The sequence below is a fragment of the Streptomyces sp. NPDC033270 genome (assembly GCF_055576575.1).
Window position 1 is genome coordinate 17153 of sequence record NZ_JBVIRA010000001.1, and the last position, 19422, is coordinate 36574.

The following is a 19422-nucleotide window of genomic DNA, read 5'->3' on the forward strand; positions in this document are numbered from 1 at the left end:
CCCAACGGGGGGCCAGCGGGGAGGGACCTCTCGTAGGGCACCCCCCCCCCGCCCACGGGGGGGGGGGGGGGGGGGGGGAAGAAAGGGGGCCCCCCCCCCCCCCCCCCCCCCCCCCCCGGGCCGTGTGCCCCGGACCCGCCCGGCTCGCCCGGGCCCCGGGGCACCCGGCCGCCATCCGTCTGACAGAACACTGCGGTTGAGGGAAGAGTGTCGTGCAGTTCCGCCAACAGGCCCTTTCCAAGCTGCAGTCGCCCGAGGAAATCGATCTGCCGGTGCGCTTCGCCCGGCCACAGGGCTGGCTCGTGCTGATCGTCACGGTCCTCGTCGTGGTCGCCGCGGCCGTCTGGGCGGTGACCGGAACCGTCTCCGCCACCCTCAACGCACCCGGAATCCTCACCTACGGCCAGGGCAGCTACATCCTGCAGAGCCCCGTCGCGGGCCAGGTCACCGCCGTGCTCGCCGAGGAAGGCCGACGGGTGGCCGCCGGCACCCCCGTCCTCAAGGTCCGTACCGCGCAGGGCACCACGGTCGTACGCTCCCTCGCCGCCGGACGGCTGACCACGATGGTCGCCACGATCGGCTCGGTCGTCACCACCGGAGCGGACGTGGCCTCCGTGGAACGCGTCGCCCACGCCGACGACCCCCTGACGGCGACGCTGTACGTACCGGCCGAGAGCGGCGCCACCGTCCCCGTCGGCGCCCCGGTGGACCTCACCGTCCAGTCCGTGCCCAACCAGCGGTACGGCGTGCTGCGCGGCCGGGTCAAGGCCGTCGGCCGGATGGCCCAGACCCGCCAGCGGATCGGCGCCTTCCTGGGCAGCAGCCAGCTCGGTGAGCAGTTCTCGCAACACGGCCAGCCCGTCGCGGTCCTGGTGCAGCTCGACGCCGCCCCGCAGAACAAGTCCGGCTACGCCTGGTCGACCTCCGGCGGCCCGCCCTACGCCGTCGACTCCATGACGCTGGCCACCGGAGCGGTCCACCTGGCCGCGCAGCACCCGGTCGATTGGCTGCTGCCGTGACCGCGCCCCACGACTCCGCCGCCGCCCGCCAGCAGCAACTCCCGCCGCCCGGCCGCGGCCGGCACCGCCCCGAGCCCGCGCCCGGCACCCGCCGTACCCGACGCGGAGCGCCGCCCGCACCGAAGACCGGGAAGCCGAAGACCGTCCGCACGCCCACCGTCCTGCAGATGGAGGCGGTGGAGTGCGGGGCCGCCTCCTTGGCCATGGTCCTGGCCCACTACGGAAAGCACGTCCCGCTCGAAGAGCTGCGGATCGCCTGCGGCGTCTCCCGCGACGGCTCCCGCGCCAGCAATCTGCTCAAGGCGGCCCGCTCCTACGGCCTGACGGCCAAGGGCATGCAGATGGAACCGGCCGCGCTCGCCGAGGTCACGGCACCGGCCATCCTCTTCTGGGAGTTCAACCACTACGTCGTCTACGACGGCATGGGCCGCCGCCTCGGCCGCCGCGGCGTCCACATCAACGACCCCGACAAGGGCCGCCGCTTCGTGGCGACGGAGGACTTCGACACCAGCTTCACCGGCGTCGCCCTGGTCTTCGAGCCGTCCGAGTCCTTCCGCAAGGGCGGCCGCAAACCCGGCGTCCTCGGCGCCGTGCCCGCCCGGTTGCGCGGTACCACCGGCACCCTGCTGGCCGCGCTGCTCGCCAGCCTGCTGCTGGTCGCGGTCGGCGCCGCGGTGCCCGCGCTCAGCCGGACGTACATCGACATGTTCCTGATCGGCAACCAGACCTCGCTGCTGGGGCCGCTCTTCGCGTCGATGGCCGCGATGGTGGTGCTCACCGCCGTACTGACCGGGCTGCAACAGGCGAACCTGCTGCGCGGCCGGATCATCTCCTCCACCCTCACCAGCGCCCGCTTCCTGCGCCATCTGCTCAGACTGCCGGTCACCTTCTTCGCCCAGCGCAGCCCCGCCGACCTGGTCCAGCGGCTGCAGTCCAACGACGCGGTCGCCGAAACCCTGGCCCGCGACCTCGCCGCCGCGGGCGTGGACGGCATCGTCGTCGTCCTCTACGCGCTCCTGCTGTGGAGCTACGACCCCCAGCTGACCGTCATCGGCATCGGGATCGCGCTGCTCAACGTCGTCGCGATGCGGATCGTCGTCCGGCTGCGCGCCACCCACACCCAGAAGCTGCGCGCCGACACCGCCCGGCTCACCAACACCTCCTACACCGGCCTGCAGCTCATCGAGACGATGAAGGCCACCGGCGGGGAGAACGGCTACTTCCGCCGCTGGGCCGGCCAGCACGCCGCCACGCTGGAGGAACAGCAGCGGCTCGGGGTGCCGAGCGCCTGGCTGGCCGTCGTCGCCCCCACCCTCGCCACCCTCAACAGCGCGCTGATCCTGTGGATCGGCGGCATGCGGGCCGTCGAGGGCCATATCTCCATCGGCCTGCTGGTCGCCTTCCAGGCGCTGGTGACCCGCTTCACCGCGCCCATCACCCGGCTCAACGGAGTCGCCGGCCGGATCCAGGACTTCGCCGCCGACGTGGCCCGCCTCAAGGACGTCGAGTCCTTCCCCGCCGACACCCTCTACTCGCGCCCGGGCACGGCGGGCGGCACCCGCCGGCTCACCGGCCATGTGACGCTGGAGAACATCACCTTCGGCTACAGCCCGCTGGACAAACCGCTGCTCACCGGCTTCTCCCTCGCGGTGGGCCCCGGCCGGCAGGTCGCCCTCGTCGGCGGCTCCGGCAGCGGGAAGTCCACCGTCTCCCGGCTGATCTCCGGCCTCTACAGCCCCTGGGAAGGCACCATCCGCATCGACGGACAGCGCCTGGAGGACCTCTCCCGCAGCGCGCTGGCCGCCTCCGTCTCCTTCGTCGACCAGGACGTCTTCCTCTTCGAGGGCACCGTCCGCGACAACGTGGCGCTGTGGGACCCCTCCATCCCCGACGACGCGGTCGTCACCGCCCTGAAGGACGCCGCGCTCTACGACGACGTCATCGCCCGGCGCCCCGACGGCATCCACAGCCGCGTCGAACAGGACGGCCGCAACTTCTCCGGCGGGCAGCGGCAGCGGCTGGAGATCGCCCGCGCCCTGGTCCGGCGCCCCAGCATCCTGGTCCTCGACGAGGTCACCAGCGCCCTGGACGCCCAGACCGAGCAGATCATCATGGACAACCTGCGACGACGCGGCTGCGCCTGCGTCGTCATCGCCCACCGGCTGAGCACCGTCCGCGACAGCGACGAGATCGTGGTCCTCGACCACGGCGTGGTCGTCGAACGAGGCCGGCACGAGGACCTGGTCGCCGCCGGGGGCGCGTACGCCGAGCTGGTGAAGGAGCACTGACGTGTCAGCCATGCCCCCGCCCGTCTCTTCGTCCCCGGCTGCGGAACCGGGCGCGACCGACGCGGTGACGCAGGCGTTGGGCGGTCTCGGCGCACCCGTCGACTGCACCGGCCTGCGCAGCGTTCCGCTCGAAGGGCCGCAGGTGCTGTGGCTGGTCACCGGCGGTGCGCTGGACCTCTTCGCGGTCGACGCCGCGGCGGCCGGGCACTGGCACTTCCTCGGCCGGCTCGAAGCCGGCACCCTGCTGCTCGGCCCCGTCGAGGGACCCCAGCACACCCTGCTCGGCCGGCCCTCGCAGGACTGCCGGCTGCGCCGGATCCCGCTGCGCGAGCTGCCGCGGTACGACTACGCGCCGTACGGCGAGTACCAGGACACCGGGGCCTTCGCGCAGTACGGCGCGCAAGGAGGGTACGGCCACGAGGCGCCCTCCCCGCTGGAGCACGCCTTCGCGCTGGGCACGGCCCGCAGCTCGGGCGTGCTCTTCGAGGCACCGCTCGACGGCCGGCCCGGCGACGACGCGGTGGCCGACGACGACATCCTGTGGATGCCGGTGCCGCCCGGCAGCGTGCAGTACGGCGCCTCCTACAGCGCGGAGGCGGCCGGCGACCTGCTGGTGGACCCCGAGCTGTGGCAGCAGATGGTCAACCAGCAGTACCGGTTGCTGTCCGCCGTCGACCGCTGGATCGAGCAGCTGGAGCGTGCCCACGAAGACCGCACCGCGGCCGGCATCAAGGCCGGTGAGGCCGTCCGCGAGCGGGCCGACCAGGCGCTGCTGGCCTCCATCGGCCGGTCGGAGCGCTCCGGGCGGGGCGGTGACGGGCCGGGACGGGCCGGCGACGACGCCACCTTCGCGGTGTGCCGGACGGTCGCCGAGGCGGCCGGCATCACGTTGACCGAGCCCCCCAAGGGCGGCCCGGTCAACGACCGGGTCTCCCCGGTCGAGCGGATCGCGGTCGCCTCCCGGATCCGCACCCGGGCGGTCAGGCTCGCCGGGAGCTGGTGGCGGACGAACACCGGCCCGCTGGTGGGACAGCGCGCCAAGTCCGGTGCCCCGGTGGCGCTGCTGTGGCGCCGCGGCCGCTACGAGGCCGTCAACCCGGCCTCCGGACTGCGGCTGCGCATCGGCAAGGACAACGCCGGGGAGTTCGAGCCGCGCGCGGTGATGTTCTACCGCCCGCTGCCGGAACGGCCGCTGACCATGTGGCGGCTGATGCGCTTCAGCCTGCGCGGGACCCGGATCGACGTCCGCAACCTGGCCCTGAGCGGACTGGTGACGGTCGGCCTCGGCGCGCTCGTCCCCCTCGCGACCGGCCAGGTGCTCGGGGTGTACGTACCCGCCGCGGAGCGCAGCCTGATCGTCCAGGTCTCCCTGGCGGTCGTCGTCACCAGCATCGTCTCCGCCGCCTTCATGCTGCTGCAGAACCTCACCGTGCTGCGGCTGGAGGGCCGTATCGAGAGCGCGCTGCAGCCGGCCGTCTGGGACCGGCTGCTGCGGCTGCCGACGAAGTTCTTCACCGAGCGCTCCACCGGCGAGCTGGCCAGTGCCGCGATGGGCATCAGCGCCGTCCGGCGGGTCCTGTCCGGTGTCGGCCCGGTGGCGGTGCAGTCCACGACGGTCGGCGCGATGAACCTCGTCCTGCTGCTGGTCTACAGCGTGCCGCTGGCGCTCGCCGCGATCGGCATGCTGCTCGTCATCGGGGCGGTGTTCCTCGCCATGGGCCTGTGGGAGCTGCGCTGGCAGCGGCGGCTGGTCAAGCTCGGCAACAAGCTCAACAACCAGGCGTTCCAGACCCTGCGCGGGCTGCCCAAGCTGCGGGTCGCGGCGGCCGAGAGCTTCGCGTACGCGGCCTGGGCCCGGGAGTTCGCCCGCTCCCGGGAGCTTCAGCAGAAGGCCGGCCGGATCAAGAACCTGACCACCGTCCTGAACGCGGTCTATCTGCCGCTGTGCTCGCTGACCCTGTTCATGCTGCTGGCCGGCCCGGCCCGCGGCACCATGTCCGCCGCCTCGTTCCTCACCTTCAACACCGCGGTGACCATGCTGCTGACCTCGGTCACCCAGATCACCGGCGCGTTCGTCGCGGCCGCCGCCGCGCTGCCGATGTTCGAGCAGATCAAGCCGGTGCTGGACGAGGCGCCCGAGGTGCGCGGTGCCAGTGCCCAGCCCGGCACGCTCTCCGGCGGCATCGAGGCCAAGAAGCTCTCCTTCCGCTACAGCGACGACGGCCCGCTCGTCCTCGACGACGTCTCGCTCCGGGTCCGGCCCGGAGAGTTCGTCGCGGTGGTGGGGCCCAGCGGATGCGGCAAGTCGACCCTGCTGCGGCTCCTGATCGGCTTCGACAAGCCCTCCTCGGGCAGCGTCCTGTACGACGGGCAGGACCTCGCCGCCCTGGACCAGGCCGCGGTCCGCCGCCAGTGCGGGGTCGTGCTGCAGAACGCCCAGCCGCTCACCGGCTCCATCCTGGACTGCATCTGCGGTGCGGAGGCCTTCACCCAGGAGGAGGCCTGGGCGGCCGCCGAGATGGCGGGCCTGGCCGAGGACATCAAGCGGATGCCGATGGGCCTGCACACCATGATCTCCGGTGGGGGCGCGATCTCCGGCGGCCAGCGGCAGCGCCTGATGATCGCGCAGGCGCTGGTCCGCCGCCCCCGGATCCTCTTCTTCGACGAGGCCACCAGCGCCCTGGACAACGAGACGCAGCGCATCGTCATCGACAGCACCCGCAGGCTCAGCGCCAGCCGGCTGGTGATCGCCCACCGGCTGACCACGGTCATGGACGCCGACCGCGTGATCGTGATGGAGGAGGGCCGGATCGTCGAACAGGGCGCCCCGGCCGAGCTGCTCGCCGACACCGGCGGCCGGCTGCACGACCTGGTGCGCCGCCAGCTGGCCTGAGCCGCGGGCCGGCGGCGTCCCCGAGGAAGGAGCCGGCCCCGCCGGGCCGAGCCGTTCCCCGATTCCCCGCAGAACACCGCATATCGTGCAGTGCAGCGGACGGAGGATGAGATGGCCACAGCGCGCAGCCTGTTCGAGGCGCTGCCACCGGACCGGCGCCGGCGGCTGACCGACGTCGCCCGGGAGGTGTCGCTGCCGCGCGCCACCAGGGTGTTCGAGGAGGGCCACCGGGCGGACCGGTTCTGGATCATCCGCAGTGGACAGGTCGTGCTCGACCAGCGTGTCCCCGGACGCCGGGCGGCGGTCGTCGAGACCCTCGGCCGCGACGAACTGCTCGGCTGGTCCTGGCTGTTCCCGCCCTACCTGTGGCATCTGGGAGCGGAGACCGTCGGCCCGGTGGAGGCGGTGGAGTTCGACGCGAGCGTGGTCCGCGCTCTGTGCGAGTCCGATGCGATCCTCGGGCGGGAGATGTACCGCTATGTCGCCCAGACGGTCGCCGACCGGCTGCACGGCACCCGCACCCGGCTGCTCGACCTCTACGGCCCCCAGGGCAGTGGACCGGACCCCTGAGCCAGGCGGCGGCCACCGGGTCGTGACCGGTGACCGCCGCTTCCCTACCGGACGGCGGAACCCGTCCCACGGGTGCCGCGCGGGCCCCGGTCAGGCGCCGACGTAGGCCGCGAGGTGCTCGCCGGTGAGGGTGGAGCGGGCGGCGACGAGAGCGGCCGGTGTGCCCTCGAAGACGATCGTGCCGCCGTCGTGGCCGGCACCGGGTCCGAGGTCGATGATCCAGTCGGCGTGCGCCATGACCGCCTGGTGGTGCTCGATGACGATGACCGACTTGCCGGCGTCGACGAGCCGGTCGAGCAGCCCGAGCAGCTGCTCGACATCGGCGAGGTGCAGCCCGGCGGTCGGCTCGTCGAGGACGTAGACGCCGCCCTTCTCGGCCATGTGGGTGGCCAGCTTGAGCCGCTGCCGCTCGCCGCCGGACAGCGTGGTCAGCGGCTGGCCGATGGTGAGGTAGCCGAGCCCGACATCGGCCAGCCGCCGCAGGATCCGGTGGGCGGCCGGCGTGTGCGCCGCGCCGTCGCCGAAGAACTCCTCGGCCTCCGTCACCGACATCGCGAGGACCTCGCTGATGTCGCGGCCCCCCAGGTGGTAGTCGAGCACCGAAGCCTGGAACCGCTTGCCCTCGCAGTCCTCGCACGGGCTGGCGACGCCGGCCATCATCGCCAGGTCGGTGTAGACGACCCCGGCGCCGTTGCAAGTGGGGCAGGCACCCTCGGAGTTGGCGCTGAACAGCGCCGGCTTCACGCCGTTGGCCTTCGCGAACGCCTTGCGGATGGGGTCGAGGAGCCCGGTGTACGTCGCCGGGTTGCTGCGCCGCGAGCCGCGGATCGGGGCCTGGTCGACCGACACCACACCGCCGTCGGCCGGGATCGACCCGTGCATGAGCGAGCTCTTGCCGGATCCGGCGACGCCGGTGACGACGGCGAGCACCCCGAGCGGGATGTCGACGTCGACGTCGCGCAGGTTGTTCGCCGTCGCGCCGCGGATCCGCAGTGCGCCGGTGGGCTCGCGCACCGTCTCCTTGAGCGCGGCCCGGTCGTCGAAGTGGCGGCCGGTGACGGTGCCGCCGGCCCGCAGCCCCTCGACGCTGCCCTCGAAGCAGACGGTGCCGCCCGCGGCGCCGGCGCCGGGGCCGAGGTCGACGATGTGGTCGGCGATCGCGATCACCTCGGGCTTGTGCTCCACGACGAGCACCGTGTTGCCCTTGTCCCGCAGCCGCAGCAGCAGGTCGTTCATCCGCTGGATGTCATGGGGGTGCAGGCCCGAGGTGGGCTCGTCGAAGACATAGGTGACGTCGGTGAGCGAGGAGCCGAGGTGCCGGATCATCTTGACGCGCTGCGCCTCGCCGCCCGACAGCGTGCCCGCGGGCCGGTCGAGCGCGAGATAGCCGAGCCCGATCTCCACGAACGAGTCGAGGGTCTGCTGGAGCGCGGTGAGCAGCGGCGCCACCGAGGGCTCCTTGAGGCCGCGGACCCATTCGGCCAGGTCCCTGATCTCCATCGCGCAGGCGTCCGCGATGCTGACGCGCTTGATCTTCGACGCCCGGGCCCCCTCGCTGAGCCGGGTGCCGTCGCAGTCCGGGCAGGTGGTGAAGGTGACCGCCCGGTCGACGAACTCCCGGATGTGCGGCTGCATCGCCTCCCTGTCCTTGGACAGCATCGACTTCTGGACCCGGGGGATGAGCCCCTCGTACGTCATGTTGATGCCCGCGATCTTCATTCTGGTCGGCTCGCGGTGGAGGAGGTCGTGCAGCTCCTTCTTGGTGAACTTGCGGATCGGCTTGTCCGGGTCGAAGAAGCCCGACTCGATGTAGAGCCGGGAGTTCCAGCCGCCCCCGGTGTAGCCGGGGATCGTGAACGCGCCCTCGTTGAGCGACTTGCCGTCGTCGTACAGCTGCGCCAGGTCGATGTCGGTGACCGAGCCCCGGCCCTCGCAGCCCGTGCACATCCCGCCGGTGCGCTGGTAGGTCGCCTTCACCGCCTTCTTGGCGCCCCGCTCGACGGTGATCGCACCGCTCGCCCGGACCGAGGCGGTGTTGAAGGAGTACGCGCTGGGCGGGCCGATGTGCGGCTTGCCGAGCCGGCTGAAGAGGATGCGCAGCATCGCGTTGGCGTCGGTGGCGGTGCCGACCGTCGAGCGGGGGTCGCCGCCCATCCGCTGCTGGTCGACGGAGATCGCGGTCGTCAGCCCGTCGAGTACGTCCACCTCGGGCCGCGCCGTGGTCGGCATGAAGCCCTGCACGAAGGCGCTGTAGGTCTCGTTGATCAGCCGCTGCGACTCCGCGGCGATGGTGTCGAAGACCAGCGAGCTCTTGCCCGAGCCGGAGACACCGGTGAACACCGTCAGCCGGCGCTTGGGGATCTCGATGCTGACGTCCTTGAGGTTGTTCTCGCGGGCACCGTGCACCCGGATCATCTCGTGGCTGTCGGCGACGTGCGGTGCGGGCGACCGCGGGTCCGTCCTCTTGGCCATGCTCATCGTCTCCCTGTGTCGTGGGCGGTCTGTGGAGCCATTGCGACCCGGCCACGCGACGCGCACGGCCATGACGGTCAGGCTAGATGCGCCTCCATGACCGGCGCTTCTCGATTCCTGACCGGTCGGCCCGGATCGGTCAGGATCGGTCCGCCCACCTGCCCGCGACGGACGACGGCAGCTCTGCCGCGCCGTCCACGCTCCCGATCACCGGCCTCGGGCGCTGTGGGAAAATCGGTAGATGAAACGGCAGGACCTCGACGACCTCGTCCGGCTGCGGCGGGCCCGCGACCGGATGGACCGCGACTACGCCGAGCCGCTCGACGTCCCGGCGCTGGCGCGCGGCGCCCTGATGTCGGCGGGCCACTTCTCCCGCAGCTTCCGCGCCGCCTTCGGCGAGACGCCGTACAGCTACCTGATGACCCGCCGCATCGAGCGGGCCAAGGCGCTGCTGCGGCGCGGCGACCTCAGCGTGACCGAGGTCTGCTTCGCGGTCGGCTGTACGTCGCTGGGGTCGTTCAGCTCGCGCTTCACCCAGCTGGTCGGCGAGAGCCCGAGCGCCTACCGGGCCCGCAGTCATGATCATGGCGCAGCCATCCCGGCCTGCATCGCCAAGATCCACACGAGACCGGTCAGGAACGGAGAAGCGGGCCCCGCCGCCGGGCCGTAGCGTGAGCGGCATGGACATCACCCTTTCCCAGTGCTTCATCGCCGTCGACGACCATGACAAGGCGATCTCCTTCTACCGCGATGTGCTCGGCCTTGAGGTACGCAACGACGTGGGGTTCGAGGGGATGCGCTGGGTGACCGTCGGGGCGCCCGCGCAGCCTGATGTGAACATCGTGCTGGAGCCGCCGCTCGCCGACCCGAACGCCTCACCGGCCGACAAGCAGGCCATGGCGGAGCTGATGGCCAAGGGCCTGCTGCGCGGTGTCATCTTCGCGACGCAGGACTGCGACGCCACCTTCGAGCGCATCAGCGCCGCGGGCGGCGAGGTGCTGCAGGAGCCGATGGACCAGCCCTACGGCGTCCGCGACTGTGCCTTCCGCGACCCCGCCGGCAACCTCCTGCGCTTCACCCAGCCGCTGCGGAAGTGAGCCCTCGGCGGGGCGGGCCGGACCGGCCGAAGCCCGGCGCGGCGCGAGCCGAAGGCGCCGGCCGAAAGGACGCCGCAGCTGGGGAACCGTCCCCCCGCCCCGACCGACTACCTGTGCCGGGTCGTGCCTGCGACCCGCCGGCCGGCACCTGCGGCCGGTGAGACGGCCGGGGGACCGGCTGGTGACGGGTAGGGGAGAAACACCATGCGTCGTGGGAAGCTGTGCGGTCTGGCGGTGGTCGTCGCGCTGGTCGCCACCGCGTGCGGCGGCGAAGGCGCGGACACCGACGAGAAGGCATCCGGAAGCGGCGGCCCGGGTTTTCCGGTGCGGATCGCCGACTGCAAGGGCGCGACGACCACCTTCTCGTCCGCCCCGCGCAAGATCGTCACCAGTAACGCCGCCGCCCTGGAGATCCTGCTGCGACTCGGCGCGGGCGACCGGGTCATCGGGACCGGGTTCCCGCCCGGCAAGGGCGCCCTGCCCGGCGAACTCGGGGCGCGGGCCCGGAAGGTGCCGGTACTGGGCAAGCACATCATTCCCAAGGAGAAGCTGCTCGGGTCGGGCGCCGACCTCTATGTCGACACGTTCGCGTCGATGAACAACATGGGCGGGGCGGGCGACGCGCCGAGCGCCGAGGAGTTCGAGGCGGCGGGCATCAAGCACATCTACCTCGCCTCCACCGCCTGCGCCCCGATGGCCGGGAAGCCGCAGCGGGACCTGTCGGGAGTGGAGGGGGACATCGAGCGGCTGGGCGCGGTGACCGGCACGTCCCGGCGGGCGGACGAGCTGGTGGCCGGCATGCGGTCCAAGGTCGCTGCGGTCCACAAGGCGGTGGGCGACCTCGCGCCCGGCAAGCGGCCGACGTACTTCTTCTTCGACTTCGACGCCGGCACCAAGCAGCCGATGGCGGTCTGCCGCAACCAGGTCGCCAACGCGGTCATCGGCCAGGCCGGGGCGCGCAACGTCTTCGACGGCTGCGACGGGGACTTCAAGCCGGTCTCCTGGGAGGACGTGGTCGCCAAGAACCCGGACTTCATCCAGCTCGGGGTCCGCAACCGCGGCGACGCGGCGGCCACCAAGAAGGCGTTCGACCAGGCCGAGGCGTTCTTGAAGAGCTTCCCCGCCACCAAGGGGCTTGCCGCCGTGCGCAACGGGCACCTGCTGCGGATCGGCTCGGAGCGTACGACGATCGCCGGCGTCGGCAACGCGGACACGGTCGAGGAGATCGCGCACACCGTCCATGCCGCACGGTTCAAGGCGGAGCGGTAGTGGCATCCGTGCTCGACGCCCCACGCGGACAGCGGCAGCCGCCCGGGCCGCCCGGGCGGCGCACCCCGCGCGCCGGGCTGCTCGCCCTGGCGCTGGGCCTGGCACTGGCGGTGGCGCTGACCGCCGCGGTCTCGCTCGGCTCCACCGACATCGCGCCCGCACACGTCTGGTCGGTGGTGCTGCGCCGGCTGGGCGGCGCTGCGCCCCGGCCGGGCACCGACGACCTGATCGTGTGGCAACTGCGCGTCCCCCGCGCCCTGTTGGCGGCGCTGGTGGGCGCCGGACTGGGCCTGGTGGGGACGGCGACCCAGGCGCTGGTGCGCAATCCGCTGGCCGACCCGTATCTGCTGGGCATCTCCAACGGTGCGTCGCTCGGCGCGGTCGCCGCGATCGTGCTGGGGGCGAGCGCCGGCGGGGTGCTGGGGCTGGGGCTGTCGGCGGCCGCGTTCGCCGGTGCGCTGGGCGCGTTCGCGCTGGTGTGGTGGATGGCGCGGCGCGGTGGAGGGTTCTCACCGCTGCGGCTGGTGCTGGCCGGGGTGGGGATCGGGCAGTTCCTGTCCGGGTTCACCAGCTATCTGGTGCTGCAGGCCGGCGACGAGCAGCAGACCCGCAGCGTGCTGTTCTGGCTGATGGGAAGCCTGAGCGGGGCCACCTGGAGCGTGCTGTGGCCGCCGGTGCTGGCGGTCGCCGCCGGGCTGCTCGCGCTCCAGGCGCGGGCCCGCCCCATGAACGCGCTCATCATGGGCGATGAGACCGCGGCCGGGGTGGGCGTGGACGTCACCCGGCTGCGCCGCGAACTGTTCGTGGTGACCAGCCTGTTGACCGGCGTCCTCGTCGCGGTCTCCGGGGCGATCGCCTTCGTGGGGCTGATGGTGCCGCATCTGTGCCGGATGGTCATCGGCGGCGACCACCGCCGACTGCTGCCGCTGTCCGCGCTCACCGGGGCCCTGCTGCTGGTGGTGGTGGACATCGTGTGCCGTACGGCCATGGACACCCAGGAGCTGCCGGTGGGCGTGGTGACGGCGATGATCGGCGCGCCCGCGCTGCTGTTCATCCTGGACCGGCGGATGGTGGTGGGCCGGTGAACGTCGAGATCGAGGATCTGCACGTCGGCTACGCGGGCCGCGATGTGGTCGCCGGGGTGCGTCTGATGGCCGCGGCAGGGGAGATCGCCGGGCTGGTCGGGCCCAACGGCAGCGGGAAGTCCACCGTGCTGCGGACCGTCTACCGCCACCTGCGGCCCACCGCGGGGCGGGTACTGCTGGCCGGGGCCGACCTCGGCGCGCTGACGCCCGGGCAGACCGCGCGACAGGTCGCCGCGCTGCCGCAGGAGCGCGGCAGCGACTTCGAGCTGACCGTGCGCGAAGTGGTGGCGATGGGCCGGACGCCCTACAAGCGGGCGTTCGCGGGCGAGGACCACGCCGACCGGGAGACCGTCGCGGCCGCCCTGGCCGCCGTGGGCCTGGCCGGGCAGGGCGCCCGCCGGTTCTCCGCGCTGTCCGGCGGGGAGCGCCAACGCGCGCTGCTGGCACGGGCGTTCGCGCAGGACCCGGACGTACTGGTGCTGGACGAGCCCACCAACCACCTCGACGTCCGGCACCAGGTCGAACTGCTCGCGCTGCTGCGCGCACAGCGCCGCACGACGCTGATCTCACTGCACGATCTGAACGCCGCGGCGTCCCTGTGCGACCGGCTGCATGTGCTGCACGCCGGACGGGTGGTGGCCTCCGGTACACCCCGCGAGGTGCTGACCCCGCGGCTGCTGGCCGACGTGTTCGGGGTGCGCGCCGCGGTGGCCGAACACCCGCTCACCGGCGACCCGTTGATCGCCTTCGATCACCGCGAGCCGCTGCCCGCCGACGACGGGTGAGGGCACCGGGCGAGCTGAAGGGTGTTGCAGAAGGCTGTGATCCGGCAGGTCAGAGCCTTCTGTAACACCTTTGGGGCCTGTCCGACGGATCAGGGCCGGACAAGCCCTGGGCGAGGGTGCGGGGATCCCGGAACCCCGCACCCTCACCCCGCCACGTAGTGGCTCGGCCGTCCCTCGCGCAGCACCAGCCGGCCGCGCCGCTCGGCATCCGCCCGGTGCATCAACTCCCGGCGCCCGTCGGTGTGTTCGAGCACGCAGGAGTGCCACGGTGTCAGCCACACATCGGGCGCTTCGAGCAGCCGTATCCCGAACTTGGCCGAGCCCCGCGGCTGCGGATGGATCGAGAGCCGGAACGCCTCCGGGTGGTGCACGGCGACCAGCTCGCCCCAGGCGCGGCTGCGCCGCATCACGCCGTAGGCGCGCCGGCGGCAGTCGCGCTGCAGCGCCGAACGGGTGCCGGGGAACCGGGCGGTGTCCTCGAACAGGAACCGGGTGATGCCCTGGTACAGCCGCCGGGCCGGCTCGTCGCTGCGGGTCAGCGACCGCAGTTCCGCCAGGGGCGGGGCGTGGCGCTCCTCGACCAGCCGGCGCTTGTCGTCGTGCGTCAGCCCCTCCCCGTACACCTGGCGCAGGTCGAAGACGTCCAGCCGGGTCAGGCCCTCGGCGCGGATCAGGGCGCGCAGCGCGTCGCTGTAGGCGTCGATGTCGCAGTCAGGCACCCCGATGAGATCGCTGAAGGCATGTCCGTCCGAGCAGATGGCCACCCGCGCACCGGGCGGATACACGGCCTCGATGCGCGCGCACAGCGCGTCCAGGAAGCGCAGCGCCAGCCGTTCGCCCTCGTCGGGGAGGTGGCCCAGGACCTTGGCGGGATTGGGCGACTTGCAGGGAAAGCCCGGCAGGGTGAACAGGATCGGCTCGCCCGCCGCCACCGGAGCGGCCAGCTGCCGCAGCTGGGCGGGGAAGCCGTCGGGGGCGTCGCCGTGGGTGGCGTCCAGCGTGCGGCGGTACGGCAGCAGGGTGGCGAGCACCGCCGCGCGCACGGCCTGCTGGTCGGCCGGCGCGGCGGTGTGCGGTCGGGTGGGGCTGGTCAGCACGCGGTGACCGCCCCGCCGGACACCGGGCAGCCGCCGGCCGGGCCGTAGGCGACCGGCAGTCGGTCGACCCCGCGCGCCAGCACCGCGGGTATCCACCGCAGTTCGGCATCCGCGACGGCCGGCCGGAGGTCCGGCAGCCGCCGGAGCAGCGCGCCCAGGGCGATCCGGAGTTCCAGCCGGGCGAGCGCGGCACCGGGGCAGAAGTGGATGCCGTGGCCGAAGGCGAGGTGCGGGTTGGGGGAGCGGTCGAAGTCGAGGACGTCCGCGTCGGCGAACCGTTCGGGGTCGCGGTTGGCCGCGCACAACGACACGATCACCGAGTCGCCCGCCGGGATCCGGGTCCCGTGCAGATCGGCGTCCTCGGCGAAGAACCGCCAGGTCGTCAGCTCGAAGGCGCTGTCGTAGCGCAGGAGTTCCTCGACGGCGCGGGGCAGCAGTTCCGGGCGGCCGGCCAGTTCGGCGAGGTGCTCGGGGTGGCGCAGCAGGGCGACCAGGGCCGTGGTGATCTGGTGGGTGACCGGCTCCTGGCCCGCGACCAGCAGCTGGAAGATCATCGAGTCCACCTCCTCCGGGCCGATCCCGCCGGCGTCGCGGGTGGCCACCAGCCCGGAGAGCAGGTCCTCGCCGGGCTCACGGCGCTTGTGGACCACCAGATCGGCGATGTACTGCTGCAGCCCGCGCAGCCGCGCCTCGTAGGCGGGACGGCCCGGGTCCCCGGGCCCCACGGGCTGGACCACCTTCCCCCAGTCCCGGTCGAAGCGGTCCGCGAACTCCCCGGGCAGGCCGATCACATGGGCGAGCACCTGGAAGGGGAAGTGCGCGGCGAAGGCCTCGACGAGATCGGCCTCGCCGCGCTCCGGGAGCCGGTCGAGCAGCGCGTCGGCCATCGCCCGGAAGCGGGGTTCGAGCGCCGCCACGCGCTGCGGGGCGAAGGCGTCGGTGATCAGCCGGCGCAGCGCGGTGTGCCGGGGCGGGTCCTGGTGGAGCAGATGCACCTGCAACTGGGAGTGCTGGGGCTCGGGCATGATCGAGGCGCGGGCCCGCCAGGCCGCGTTGCCGCGCGAGTGGTGCTTGCCCAGCCGGGGGTCGGTCAGCGCCCGGTGCGCGGCCTCGTACCCGGTGACGAGCCAGGCGCACACCCCGCTGGGGAAGCGCACCCGATGGACCGGGCCGCGCGCCCGCAGCTCGGCGTACAGGGGATAGGGATCGCGGGTGTACTCCGCTCCGTACAGCGGGACGGGATCGGGCAACGTGGACAAGGCGTCCTCCTCAAACGGCACTGGTCTGCGACCACCGCACCCGCACGGCACGGCGTGGGAAAGGTCGGCCGCGGGGCGCGCCGAGTTCCCGCCGGCCGCGGGGAATTCGGCGGACGCGCGGACGGACGGCGACGTACGAACGGTGAAGTGGCGCGCCGGCCAAACCCAGTTAGTCGGTCCGTCGCACCCTCGGGTTCCGGCCGGCGAACGGGACAAACCTCACGCGCCGACGGACCCCCGAACGCCCGCTTCGCACCGATCGCGGCTGCCACCATGACGCGATGTCCACCACTCCGGCCGACCGCAGTCGGCCCGTACTCCCTCCGGCCGTCGGGCGGCTGCTGCCCGCACGGCCGGTCATCGGATTCATCGCCCTGCTGGCGCTGCTCTTCGCGCTGTCGTACGCCGCCGGTGCCCTCGCCGGCCCGGTGGCACCGGGCCTGCACCCGGCCGGCGGCACCCGCGCGCCCGGTACCGCGCCCGCCGACGACGGGGACATGGGCCAGATGCACATGGGCGCCGGGGCACCCCGCCCGGTGACGGTGGGAGCGGCACGATGAGCGCGCGGTCGGCGCGGCCCGCACCCCGATCGGTCGGCGACCGGGCGCCGGCCGGGGCATCTGCCGGCGGCCCGCTGCCCGACCACACCACCACCCTCACCATCGGCGGGATGACCTGCGCCGCCTGTGTGGGGCGGGTCGAGAAGAAGCTCGGCCGGCTGGACGGTGTCGAGGCCTCGGTGAACCTGGCCACCGGGCGGGCGACGGTCAGCCACCCCGCGGCGGTCCCCGTCAGCGAACTGATCTCCACGGTCGAGGCGGCCGGTTTCACCGCGCGGCTCCCCGAGCCCGTCGCCCCGGAGCCGGGCGGCGGGGACCGGCCGCCGTCCCCCGGGCGCCCGGACGGCGCCGACGGCGCGGACGAGGAGGCCTCCCGCGCCGAGCGCCACCGGCTGCTGCTGACCGCCCTGCTCTCGCTGCCCGTCCTGGCCCTGTCGATGGTGCCCGGCTGGCAGTTCCGCAACTGGCAGTGGCTGTGCTTCGTGCTCGCCGCACCCGTCGCCGTATGGGGCGCAGCGCCCTTCCACGCGCGGGCGCTGCGGGGCCTGCGGCACGGCGCCGCGACCATGGACACCCTGGTCTCCCTCGGCGTCGTCGCGTCCTTCGCCTGGTCCGGCTATGCGCTGTTCCTCGGCGGGGCCGGCGCGCCCGGTATGACGATGCCGCTGCGCCTGCTGCCCACGGCGGGCGACGGCAGCGCGCACCTCTATCTGGAAGCCGCCGTCGGCGTACCGCTGTTCGTGCTGGCCGGGCGCCGGATGGAGGCCAGGGCCCGGCGCGGCACCGGCTCCGCGCTGCGGGCGCTGGCCGAACTCGCCGTCAAGGACGTCACCGTACGGGCGCCCGGCGGCGAGCCGGGACTCCCCCCGCCGGAGGGGAACGGGGAGTGGCGGAGCATTCCGGTGGACCGGCTGCGGACCGGTGACCGCTTCCTGGTGCGCCCCGGCGAGCGGGTCGCCACCGACGGCACCGTCGTCGAGGGCAGCTCCGCCCTGGACCTGTCCCTGATCACCGGGGAGAGCCGCCCGGTCGAGGTCGGTGCGGGCTCGGCGGTCGTCGGCGGCGCGGTCAACTCCGGCGGCCTGCTGGAGGTACGGGCCGACGCGGTGGGCGCCGACACCCAGCTCGCCCGGATCACCCGGCTCGTCGAGGACGCCCAGACCGGCAAGACCCACATCCAGCGGCTCGCCGACGCGGTGGCGGCCGTCTTCGTCCCCGCCGTACTGACCGTGTCGGTCAGCGTCCTGGGCTTCTGGCTCGGCGCCGGAGCCGAGCCGCAGGCCGCGCTCACGGCCGCGGTGGCCGTCCTGGTCGTGGCCTGTCCGTGCGCGCTGGGGCTGGCCACCCCGACCGCGCTGCTGGCCGCCACCGGCCGCGGCGCCCAGCTCGGGATCCTGGTCCGCGGCCCGCAGGCGCTGGAGCGGCTGCGCCGGATCGACACCGTGGTCCTCGACAAGACCGGCACCCTCACCACCGGGCGGATGAGCGTCACCGACCTCACCGCGCGCACCGGCGGCCTCGACCCGGCCACCACGCTGCGCCTGGCCGCCGTCGTGGAGCAGGGCTCCGAACACCCGCTGGGCCGCGCGATCACCGCCCACGCCCGCGCGGCCCGGCCGCAGGGCGAGCAACTCCCGCCCGCGGTGGGCGACTTCAGCGCCACGCCCGGGTACGGCGTAGCCGGCACGGCCGACGGGCGCCGGGTGGAGGTCACCCGCCCCGGCGACCTCACCGCTCTGCCGGCGCCCCTCCCGGACGCGGTGCGGGCGGCCGAGAGAGCCGGCCACACCCCGGTGCTGGTGACCGTCGACGGCACCCCGGAGGCCGTCCTCGCCGTCGGCGACACGCTGCGCCCCGACTGCTACCGCGCCGTGGACCATCTGCGGCGCCTGGGCCTGCGGCCCGTCCTGGCCACCGGCGACCGCGCCGCCACCGCCCGTGCGGTGGCCGGCCGGCTCGCCATCACCGAGATCCACGCCGAGGCCCGTCCCGAGGACAAGGCCGCCCTCGTCACGGCGCTGAAGGAGCAGGGCGGCCGGGTCGCCGTCGTCGGCGACGGCGTCAACGACGCGGCGGCCCTGGCGCTCGCCGACCTCGGCATCGCCATGGGCAGCGGCACCGACGCCGCGATCGGTGCCGCCGATGTCACCCTCGTCCGCGAGGACCTCCAGGCCATCGCCGACGCGGTACGCCTCGCGCGCCGCACCCTGGCGACGATCCGCGCCAACCTCGTCTGGGCCTTCGGCTACAACCTCCTGACCGTGCCGCTCGCCGCCGTCGGCCTGCTCAACCCGATGCTGGCGGCCGCCGCCATGTCCGTCAGCTCCCTGCTGGTCGTGGGCAACAGCCTGCGGCTGCGCGCCTGGCAGCCGGGCGGCGGCGCCCGCAGGTCCGGCCGCAGGACCGAACGAGCCCGTACCCCGGCACCTGGAGGGATCGCATGAACCGGCTGCCCGTAGCGGCCGTCGCCGTACCGCTGCTCACCTGCCTGGCGACCCTCGGCACGCTCACCGTGTGGACCGCGACCGGCAACGCGGGGACGCCCGCGCGGCTGAGCGTCGCCGAGGGCCGGGTGCTGGTCCCCGCCGGCTCCGAGGCCACCGCCGCGTTCTTCACCCTCCACAACACCGGCGGCGCGGACGACGTCCTGACGGGCGTCACCGGACCCGCCGGCCACCGGGCGATGCTCAGCCGCACCGTCGACATCGGCCACAACGCCCGGAGCATGGCGATGGTCCGGGCCGCCACCGTCCCTGCCGGCGGCACACTGCGGATGACGCCGACGGACCTGGACGTCATGATCAGCCCGCCGCCGGCGCTCGCACCCGGCGACCGGCTCACCTTCACCCTCCACTTCCGCGACAGCCCGCCGCGGACCGTACGGGCCCGGGCGGTGCGTCCCGGCCAGTGACGACAGGGGGCTCATGGAGGGGGGGGGGGGGGGGTCCCTGGGGGCCCCCTTCCTCCCGGGTGGCAACCGGCCGAGCAACGAGCGCGAAAGCGAGGTGGGGAGGGAGGGGGAAAAAAG

15 protein-coding genes are annotated in these 19422 nt (G+C 73.6%); 12 read left to right on the forward strand and 3 right to left on the reverse strand.

Features of this window, described 5'->3' with window-relative positions; translation table 11 throughout:
* The first annotated feature begins 212 nt into the window (after positions 1–212).
* The 4 genes from ACZ5XZ_RS00070 to ACZ5XZ_RS00085 all read left to right on the forward strand — a co-directional run bounded on the left by ACZ5XZ_RS00070 (position 213) and on the right by ACZ5XZ_RS00085 (position 6770).
* Positions 213–1019: a hypothetical protein gene (locus ACZ5XZ_RS00070; RefSeq protein WP_468972690.1), complete on the forward strand. Its 807-nt coding sequence runs from the start codon at positions 213–215 to the stop codon at positions 1017–1019.
* Entirely contained in the window at positions 1016–3307 is a 2292-nt protein-coding gene (locus ACZ5XZ_RS00075; RefSeq protein WP_468972692.1) for an NHLP family bacteriocin export ABC transporter peptidase/permease/ATPase subunit, read from the forward strand. Before ACZ5XZ_RS00070 ends, ACZ5XZ_RS00075 begins: the two co-directional genes overlap by 4 nt.
* 10 nt (positions 3308–3317) lie before the next feature.
* Positions 3318–6200, forward strand: coding sequence for an NHLP bacteriocin export ABC transporter permease/ATPase subunit (locus ACZ5XZ_RS00080; protein ID WP_468974122.1), 2883 nt, complete (start codon positions 3318–3320; stop codon positions 6198–6200).
* Positions 6201–6311: 111 nt separating this feature from the next.
* Positions 6312–6770, forward strand: a complete 459-nt coding sequence (locus tag ACZ5XZ_RS00085; RefSeq protein WP_468972695.1) for a cyclic nucleotide-binding domain-containing protein — start codon at positions 6312–6314, stop codon at positions 6768–6770.
* 90 nt (positions 6771–6860) lie between these two features.
* Here ACZ5XZ_RS00085 and ACZ5XZ_RS00090 read toward each other — a convergent pair whose 3' ends face one another.
* The gene (locus ACZ5XZ_RS00090) at positions 6861–9248 is read right to left on the reverse strand and encodes an ATP-binding cassette domain-containing protein (protein WP_468972698.1); all 2388 of its coding nucleotides are present in this window, start codon (positions 9246–9248) and stop codon (positions 6861–6863) included.
* Between the two features lie 235 nt (positions 9249–9483).
* Here ACZ5XZ_RS00090 and ACZ5XZ_RS00095 point away from each other — a divergent pair, with 235 nt between their 5' ends.
* The 5 genes from ACZ5XZ_RS00095 (at position 9484) to ACZ5XZ_RS00115 (ending at position 13478) form a co-directional block, all read left to right on the forward strand.
* Entirely contained in the window at positions 9484–9912 is a 429-nt protein-coding gene (locus ACZ5XZ_RS00095; protein ID WP_468972701.1) for a helix-turn-helix transcriptional regulator, read from the forward strand.
* 10 nt (positions 9913–9922) lie between these two features.
* Complete coding sequence (locus ACZ5XZ_RS00100; protein WP_468972704.1) at positions 9923–10339, forward strand: VOC family protein; 417 nt, start codon at positions 9923–9925, stop codon at positions 10337–10339.
* A 204-nt stretch (positions 10340–10543) separates the two neighbouring features.
* Complete coding sequence (locus tag ACZ5XZ_RS00105; protein ID WP_468972707.1) at positions 10544–11608, forward strand: ABC transporter substrate-binding protein; 1065 nt, start codon at positions 10544–10546, stop codon at positions 11606–11608.
* Positions 11608–12693 (forward strand): FecCD family ABC transporter permease, encoded by a 1086-nt coding sequence (locus tag ACZ5XZ_RS00110; protein ID WP_468972710.1) that lies wholly within the window; start codon positions 11608–11610, stop codon positions 12691–12693. The genes ACZ5XZ_RS00105 and ACZ5XZ_RS00110 overlap by 1 nt, the downstream gene beginning before the upstream one ends.
* Complete coding sequence (locus ACZ5XZ_RS00115) at positions 12690–13478, forward strand: ABC transporter ATP-binding protein (protein WP_468972713.1); 789 nt, start codon at positions 12690–12692, stop codon at positions 13476–13478. The genes ACZ5XZ_RS00110 and ACZ5XZ_RS00115 overlap by 4 nt, the downstream gene beginning before the upstream one ends.
* A gap of 143 nt (positions 13479–13621) precedes the next feature.
* Here ACZ5XZ_RS00115 and ACZ5XZ_RS00120 read toward each other — a convergent pair whose 3' ends face one another.
* Both ACZ5XZ_RS00120 and ACZ5XZ_RS00125 read right to left on the reverse strand, forming a co-directional pair.
* On the reverse strand, positions 13622–14572 hold the full coding sequence (locus ACZ5XZ_RS00120; RefSeq protein WP_468974124.1) for an L-tyrosine/L-tryptophan isonitrile synthase family protein: 951 nt from the start codon (positions 14570–14572) through the stop codon (positions 13622–13624).
* Entirely contained in the window at positions 14569–15834 is a 1266-nt protein-coding gene (locus ACZ5XZ_RS00125; protein ID WP_468972716.1) for a cytochrome P450 family protein, read from the reverse strand. Before ACZ5XZ_RS00125 ends, ACZ5XZ_RS00120 begins: the two co-directional genes overlap by 4 nt.
* A 281-nt stretch (positions 15835–16115) precedes the next feature.
* Here ACZ5XZ_RS00125 and ACZ5XZ_RS00130 point away from each other — a divergent pair, with 281 nt between their 5' ends.
* The 3 genes from ACZ5XZ_RS00130 (at position 16116) to ACZ5XZ_RS00140 (ending at position 19305) form a co-directional block, all read left to right on the forward strand.
* Positions 16116–16394, forward strand: coding sequence for a hypothetical protein (locus tag ACZ5XZ_RS00130; RefSeq protein ID WP_468972719.1), 279 nt, complete (start codon positions 16116–16118; stop codon positions 16392–16394).
* Between the two features lie 110 nt (positions 16395–16504).
* Positions 16505–18838, forward strand: a complete 2334-nt coding sequence (locus ACZ5XZ_RS00135) for a heavy metal translocating P-type ATPase (RefSeq protein ID WP_468974126.1) — start codon at positions 16505–16507, stop codon at positions 18836–18838.
* Positions 18835–19305: a copper chaperone PCu(A)C gene (locus tag ACZ5XZ_RS00140; protein WP_468972722.1), complete on the forward strand. Its 471-nt coding sequence runs from the start codon at positions 18835–18837 to the stop codon at positions 19303–19305. Before ACZ5XZ_RS00135 ends, ACZ5XZ_RS00140 begins: the two co-directional genes overlap by 4 nt.
* The last annotated feature ends 117 nt before the right edge of the window (positions 19306–19422 follow it).

What these genes read in the sequence shown, in the direction of transcription:
- ACZ5XZ_RS00080 (WP_468974122.1), top strand. Translation starts at nt 3,318, where the DNA reads ATGCCCCCGCCCGTCTCTTCGTCCCCGGCTGCGGAACCGGGCGCGACC.
- ACZ5XZ_RS00085 (WP_468972695.1), top strand. Translation starts at nt 6,312, where the DNA reads ATGGCCACAGCGCGCAGCCTGTTCGAGGCGCTGCCACCGGACCGGCGC.
- ACZ5XZ_RS00090 (WP_468972698.1), bottom strand. Translation starts at nt 9,248, where the DNA reads ATGAGCATGGCCAAGAGGACGGACCCGCGGTCGCCCGCACCGCACGTC.
- ACZ5XZ_RS00095 (WP_468972701.1), top strand. Translation starts at nt 9,484, where the DNA reads ATGAAACGGCAGGACCTCGACGACCTCGTCCGGCTGCGGCGGGCCCGC.
- ACZ5XZ_RS00100 (WP_468972704.1), top strand. Translation starts at nt 9,923, where the DNA reads ATGGACATCACCCTTTCCCAGTGCTTCATCGCCGTCGACGACCATGAC.
- ACZ5XZ_RS00105 (WP_468972707.1), top strand. Translation starts at nt 10,544, where the DNA reads ATGCGTCGTGGGAAGCTGTGCGGTCTGGCGGTGGTCGTCGCGCTGGTC.
- ACZ5XZ_RS00130 (WP_468972719.1), top strand. Translation starts at nt 16,116, where the DNA reads ATGTCCACCACTCCGGCCGACCGCAGTCGGCCCGTACTCCCTCCGGCC.
- ACZ5XZ_RS00135 (WP_468974126.1), top strand. Translation starts at nt 16,505, where the DNA reads ATGACCTGCGCCGCCTGTGTGGGGCGGGTCGAGAAGAAGCTCGGCCGG.
- ACZ5XZ_RS00140 (WP_468972722.1), top strand. Translation starts at nt 18,835, where the DNA reads ATGAACCGGCTGCCCGTAGCGGCCGTCGCCGTACCGCTGCTCACCTGC.